The organism is Bacteroides togonis (assembly GCF_900130135.1).
GTDB classification, from domain to species: domain Bacteria; phylum Bacteroidota; class Bacteroidia; order Bacteroidales; family Bacteroidaceae; genus Bacteroides; species Bacteroides pullorum.
In genome coordinates, this window is sequence record NZ_LT670830.1 from 1 (window position 1) to 6,448 (window position 6,448).

General features: G+C 51.4%; 5 protein-coding genes and 1 pseudogene. 2 read left to right on the forward strand and 4 right to left on the reverse strand.

Features of this window, described 5'->3' with window-relative positions; genetic code table 11:
- Nucleotides 1-226: 226 nt before the first annotated feature.
- The gene (locus tag BQ8005_RS16730; RefSeq protein ID WP_075319330.1) at nt 227-1,462 is read right to left on the reverse strand and encodes a fucose isomerase; all 1,236 of its coding nucleotides are present in this window, start codon (nt 1,460-1,462) and stop codon (nt 227-229) included.
- A 205-nt stretch (nt 1,463-1,667) separates the two neighbouring features.
- Here BQ8005_RS16730 and BQ8005_RS16735 point away from each other — a divergent pair, with 205 nt between their 5' ends.
- A complete protein-coding gene (locus tag BQ8005_RS16735) occupies nt 1,668-2,867 on the forward strand; it encodes a pyridoxal phosphate-dependent aminotransferase (protein ID WP_021846225.1) in 1,200 nt (399 codons plus the stop codon).
- A gap of 6 nt (nt 2,868-2,873) precedes the next feature.
- Nucleotides 2,874-4,118 carry an ABC transporter permease gene (locus BQ8005_RS16740; protein ID WP_075319331.1) on the forward strand — a complete coding sequence of 415 codons (1,245 nt, stop codon included), beginning with the start codon at nt 2,874-2,876 and terminating at the stop codon, nt 4,116-4,118.
- Between the two features lie 17 nt (nt 4,119-4,135).
- Here the strand turns inward: BQ8005_RS16740 and BQ8005_RS16745 are convergent, their stop codons facing one another.
- The 3 genes and pseudogenes from BQ8005_RS16745 to BQ8005_RS16755 form a co-directional block, all read right to left on the reverse strand.
- Nucleotides 4,136-5,308, reverse strand: a complete 1,173-nt coding sequence (locus BQ8005_RS16745; protein WP_075319332.1) for a glycosyltransferase — start codon at nt 5,306-5,308, stop codon at nt 4,136-4,138.
- A 74-nt stretch (nt 5,309-5,382) separates the two neighbouring features.
- On the reverse strand, nt 5,383-6,027 hold the full coding sequence (gene bioD / locus BQ8005_RS16750; protein WP_075319333.1) for a dethiobiotin synthase: 645 nt from the start codon (nt 6,025-6,027) through the stop codon (nt 5,383-5,385).
- A pseudogene (locus tag BQ8005_RS16755) lies at nt 6,024-6,448 on the reverse strand (malonyl-ACP O-methyltransferase BioC); the annotation flags it as partial. The gene bioD and the pseudogene BQ8005_RS16755, both read right to left, overlap by 4 nt.

Here is a 6,448-nt window from a genome sequence, read left to right on the forward strand (position 1 = left end):
ATTTAAGCTATTGGGAACAAAATATCGAGATTATCTTCAGAATATCGCTGCTTGAAAAAGTTAACAACGCTCTTATCGTTGATAAAGAAAAGAGGGTGAATCGCGTATTACGACACACCCTCATTTATGATAGCTTGCGCAATTGTTGCATAGATTGAACTTCTGTTTTTCAATTTATGTAGCAATTGCGCAAACTTGTTAAGGTATAGAAGAGGTAGTTTTTTTGTTACTCGGTTCGTTTGCATGCATTTACTTGCAGAAACTCGTCAAACAGAGTTTTGTAGTTACCATGCACTAAAATATGATGATTACCTAATGGATTCTTTAGAAAATAACTTGCTGGAGAATCCAGTTTGATTCGTACCTGTGTACGACACATGTTGATATAATTGGTATTTTCGGTCAGTCTGCCGGTCGTTAGGTAATATTCATCCAGGCATTCTCCTCCACATTTCACGATTGTCACATCTCCCAAAGGAAGCAATCCTTGAATACCGATGCTCATGTCTGTTTCAAAGTGGCTGCGTAGAATGAATTGTTCAGTCTGCTTTAATCCTATGGTACAATGAGCCAGTATGATTTCATTGGTGCGCGCATTGATCATAGATGGATTGGCCATGAAAGCTGCTTGACCGGTGAGTGTTTTGGTAATCAACATTGTAAATATGGATTGCAAGTCTCCTTCACATCCAGCTATAATGCCTTCGTCATTTAGCAAAGATAACGCCAGGCATCCACTTGTTCCTGTCGACTCAATCAGCTTGAAGCAGCTCAATGTCAAAGCAGCTAATTTTTCTTCCTCTACAATTCGTTTTAGTGCTTTATAAATCTTCATGGCTTTCAGCATATCTTCAGGTGAGGCCTCTCGACAGGCTAATGCTTTTTCTGCCAACTCAGCACAGGCATTGCCCACTTCGTCATCTGAGATACTGTTGAAATATTCTGTGACACGTTCTAAAGGAATATCGGTATATTCTATTCCCCAACGGCGTTTTGCCAACAGATAATCGACGTTACTGGAAATAAGCCAGCTGGATGGGGTGCCAATAACTCCGATACGGGATCCGTTAAGCTTGCGTTGTGCTTTAAAATTATTGTACATTACAAGCAAACGTTTAATGATTTCTGTCAGCTCTCCGTGCAAAATCTCGCTTCGCATGCCACGGGTTCGGAGCCAGGATGAAATTTCGAGGGCTGCGGCGAGTGAATTTTGCATACCATCTGCTAATAATATGGTAGGGCGGGGAAGTTGTTCGAAATGCTGTATGACTAGTCGCTCCACTCCTCCAGTAGCGATAAACAGGATGCTGAAATCATCAGGAGTGAGGCTATTCATTTGTTGGTAGTCTACGAAGCGTACGGTGAAATATTTTTCCAGTTCGGCAAGAACAATTTCATGGGAACTGCGGACGGAAGCCTGCTTGTGGAGCAGCGAGGCAAATGTTATGAGATTAATGACCATGGTATGATAATTGACGTTTTTGTATATCCAAAGGTAAGAGTTTCTTTTCACATAGCATAACGTTTTTAATATAGATAAGGTTTTTAAAGTTTTTATGCCATGCACTCCTATGGTATCAAATAAATCGCTACATTTGCAACTTCTAAATGATTGGAATGAAAGTTTCAGCAAATGCAAAACTCTAAACTGTAAAAAGGAAAAACTCATGCCGAAAATATCTATCCGGGGGACGGAGATGCCCGCATCTCCCATTCGTAAACTGGCTCCACTGGCCGACGCTGCCAAGCAGCGGGGCATACATGTGTTTCATCTGAACATCGGACAGCCCGACCTGCCTACACCGCAGGTGGCCATCGACGCCATTCGCAATATCGACCGCAAGGTGTTGGAGTACAGCCCTAGCGCGGGCTACCGTAGCTATCGTGAGAAGCTGGTGGGCTACTACGAGAAATATAACATCCACTTGACAGCAGATGATATCATCGTGACCTCGGGTGGATCGGAGGCGGTGCTTTTTTCCTTTATGGCCTGTCTGAATCCGGGCGACGAAATCATTGTGCCCGAACCGGCTTATGCTAACTACATGGCTTTTGCCATTTCGGCCGGCGCCAAGATACGTACCATAGCTACCACCATTGAGGAAGGCTTTTCGCTACCCAAGGTGGAGAAATTTGAGGAGCTGATTAATGAGCGTACGCGTGCCATCCTCATCTGCAATCCTAACAATCCTACGGGGTATCTCTATACCCGCCGCGAGATGAACCAGATACGTGACCTGGTGAAGAAGTATGACCTCTTCCTCTTCTCGGATGAGGTGTACCGTGAGTTCATCTATACCGGTTCGCCCTATATCTCTGCTTGCCATTTGGAGGGTATCGAACAGAACGTAGTGCTTATTGATTCTGTATCGAAGCGTTATTCGGAGTGCGGTATTCGCATTGGTGCGCTGATTACAAAGAACAAGGAAATTCGCGATGCTGTAATGAAGTTCTGCCAGGCCCGTCTCAGTCCTCCTTTGATTGGACAGATTGCTGCCGAGGCTTCGCTTGATGCAGGAGAGGACTACCTGCGTGACACGTACGACGAGTATGTGGAGCGTCGTAAGTGCCTCATCGACGGACTGAATCGTATCCCCGGTGTCTATTCGCCCATTCCGATGGGAGCTTTCTATACCGTGGCCAAGTTGCCGGTGGACGATTCGGACAAGTTCTGTGCCTGGTGTTTGTCCGACTTCGAATACGAAGGTCAGACGGTATTCATGGCACCCGCGTCGGGCTTCTACACCACACCTGGTGCTGGACGCAATGAAGTACGCATTGCCTATGTGTTGAAAAAGGAAGATCTGACGCGTGCCCTCTTTGTACTTCAAAAAGCGTTGGAGGCATACCCAGGAAGAACGGAGTAACTTATTATGAACCTGCCTCTATTTATCGCGCATCGTATCTATCGTGACAATGACTCCGGCAAACAGGTTTCGCGGCCGGCGGTACTCATTGCTATGATTGGCATTGCCATCGGATTGGCGGTGATGATTGTAACTGTGTCTGTCATTGTCGGATTTAAGAAAGAGGTGCGCGACAAGATTGCAGGTTTCGGTTCGCATATACAAATAACCAACCTTAATGCCGGTTCTCTTTATGAGTCGCTTCCTATCTCGATGACGACGGCAGAATTGGATTCACTGCGTGCCAATACAGACATCTACCACGTGCAGCGCTATTCGCTCAAGGCGGGTATGATCAAGACGGACGAGGCTTTTCAAGGCATGTTGCTCAAGGGTATCGGGCCGGAGTATGATACGGAGTTCTTCCGTCGTCATTTGCTCGAAGGCGAGATGCCTCAGTTCAGCGATACGGCTTCGTCCAATCGGGTAGTTATTTCGCGTTCATTGGCCGACAAACTGAAACTGAAATTAGGTGACAAGATAGATACTTATTTCATACAGGATAATATCCGGGCGCGTCGCTTGATCATCGCAGGCATTTATCAGACCAATCTGACCGAGTTTGATAACCTCTATCTTGTTACCGACCTCTATACGGTGAACCGTCTGAACCGTTGGGAAACCGACCGCTTTAGCGGACTGGAGCTGACAGTGAACGACTACAGCCGCTTGGAAGATATTACGTGGGAACTGGCTTCCGGTCTGGAGGGAAAAACCGACCGTTATGGACAAGAGTTCTGTGCCCGCAACATTGAACAGCTCAATCCTGGCATCTTTGCCTGGCTTGGCATTTTGGACGTCAACATTTGGGTGATTTTGGTGCTGATGATTGGTGTGGCGGGCTTCACCATGATATCGGGACTACTCATCATCATTATCGAGCGCACATCAATGATTGGTGTGCTGAAGTCACTGGGAGCTGATAACCGCACCATCCGTCACTTGTTCTTGTGGTTTTCGGTATTCCTCATTGGTAAGGGAATGTTGTGGGGCAATGCTATCGGGCTGGCTTTTTATTTTGTACAGCGTTTCTTCGGGCTCTTCAAGCTCGATCCTACTACGTATTACATGGATACTGTTCCTGTTTCTTTCAATCTGTGGATATTCCTGTTACTCAATGTTGGTACACTTCTTGCCTCGGTGTTGATGCTGGTCGGTCCATCCTATCTAATTACGCGTATCCGCCCAGCCGACTCCATGCGCTACGAATGATGGATACTTTTTCTTTTTTATTTCCGCAGGAACTCCCGCTTGTCGCGGAAGAGGCAGTAGAGTTTCCAGCGCAGGGACTGGAGCGGCTGCAGGATGTCGAAGATGGGGAGGAGTAAGTAATGCCGGTATTTCTCGTCCAGATCTTTGGCTGTGATGTTGATGACAAGTGCCTGCATCACGAAACGGAATACGAACTGCAGGAAGCCGAGAGCTGCCACCAACCAGTGGGTATGCAGGGCAGCCAAGACGACCGTCGCTATCCATGCTGCATGGAACAGCAGGCGGCTGAAAGTTTCGAATCCCAGGATCCAGCGCTGTGCGCCGTGGTAGAGGCGGGCGGTGGAGGCATAGCCTATCTTTTCTTCGCGCCAGTCTTTGGTGCGGAGCAGGGGTTGCATACGGACAACGGCTGCCGGATCGGTTTCCACGCGGGTGTTGTCTCGGCGGGCCACTTGGTTGACGAAGAGGTCGTCGTCGCCGCGGCGCAGGTTCAGGTGGGCCGAGAAGCCTTTCTGGTCGAAGAAGAGCGATTTGCGGTAGGCCAGGTTGCGGCCGATGCCCATGTAGGGACTGCCGGCCAGGGCGAAGCCCAGATAGCGCATGGCGGTGAACAGGCTGTCGAAGGCGGCACGGCGGTGGAGCCAGTTGCGGCCGCGTTCGTATCCGCTGTAGCCCAACACCACTTCGGTGCGCGAGGTGAAGTTGCGGGCCATCAAGCGCAGCCACTGGTTACTTTGCGGACAGCAATTGGCTTCAGTCAGCACCAGCCAGTCGTAGCGGGCGGCGCGGATGCCCAGCGTGACGGCCAACTTCTTACGGCTGATATAGCGTGAAGAGTCGGGCACGAAGCTGTGGTAAAGGTTCCGGTAGCGGTTTTCGAGCTGGGTCAGGTAGTCTTCGCTTTCACCCTTCTCGCCGTCATTGATGACGATGACTTCGAACTGCGGATAGTCCTGTTCGAGGATGGCGGGCAGGTTGCGGCGCAGATTTTCCACTTCTTCGTGGGCGCAGATGATGACGGACAAGGGCGGCAGCTCCTGTGTGAAGTGCAGGTCGTCGCGCCCGGCCTTGCGGCTGCGCAGGTGGATGCGATTGTAGAGGGCGAGGTAGTAGAGGGCCTGGACGGCCAGTAGGATGCCGGTTGCTGCCAGCAGGTATTGTTCTGTTGTGTCGAATGCGAATGCTTCCATTTTGTTTCGTTATAGTGTTGCGCAAAAGTACAAATTTTCGTCCACACCTTGTACTGCCTGCCCGTCCTTTTTTCTTACCCTTTCAGCACGGGCACCGTCAGGAAGCGGCATTGCGGGAAGTGGCGCCCGAGGTAGCGGCGCAGGTACTGCTGCGTGTCCTGCTGGATGGTGGTGTCGGCCAGAGTGGGATAGAGGTTGTAGAGCACGGTGTCGAGGCGGATGCCACGGCGAGCCACGGCTTCCAGGCTGAGGAGGGTATGGTTCACGCTGCCCAGCTTGCCCGAGGTGACGAAGACGAGCGGGTAGCCCCGTTCGGCGATGTAGTCGATGGTGAGGTACTCGTCCTTCAGGGGGACCATCAGGCCGCCGGCACCTTCGACCAGCACCGTGTCGTAGCGGCGGGCCAGTTCCTGCGTGGCGCGGTCGATGTGTTCGAAGTTTATTTCGCGGTGGTCGATGCGTGCGGCCAGGTCGGGCGAGGCGGGATAGGAGAAGATTTCGGGCATGGTGAGGCCTTCGCGGTCTTCGGGCAGGTAGCCGGTGCCCATGAGGCGGCGGTGCAGGTCGATATCCTCGCTGTGGCCCACGTTGCCTGTCTGGATGAATTTCTGGGTGATGACCCGTTTCCCTTTTTGGATGAGTTGCGCCGCATACCAGGCGGTGCAGTAGGATTTTCCGGCATCGGTGTCGATGCCGCTGATGAAGTAGATGTTGTTCATATTGTTGGTGTTTTTTTGGAAGAAATCACATATATCGGTTGATACGTCAGGCTCACGCCTTCGGACGAGCCGAAGCGGCGGACGTATTCGTCGCAGAACGCTTGCAGGCGTCCGCGGCTCCACGTCTGCTTCTCCGTGCCGGTGACGCCTGTCATGCGCAGGTGGCGCAGGACGTCGACGGGGGTGGGGAAGCGGAGTACGGCCTCTTCCTGCTCCAGATGGAGGATGCAGAATCCGGCGTCTTCCAGCTCGCGGCGGAGTTGCTGGGGCGGCGTGTAGTCCAGCCCGTTGCCTGTCAGCGTGCGTATCTCGTGCAGGTTGCGCAGGCCGAAGGTGGTGAAGGCCAGCACGCCGCCGGGGCGGAGCAGCGAGGCGGCGCGGCGGAAGAAGTCGTGGGGCGAGGCGAACCACTGGAGGGTGG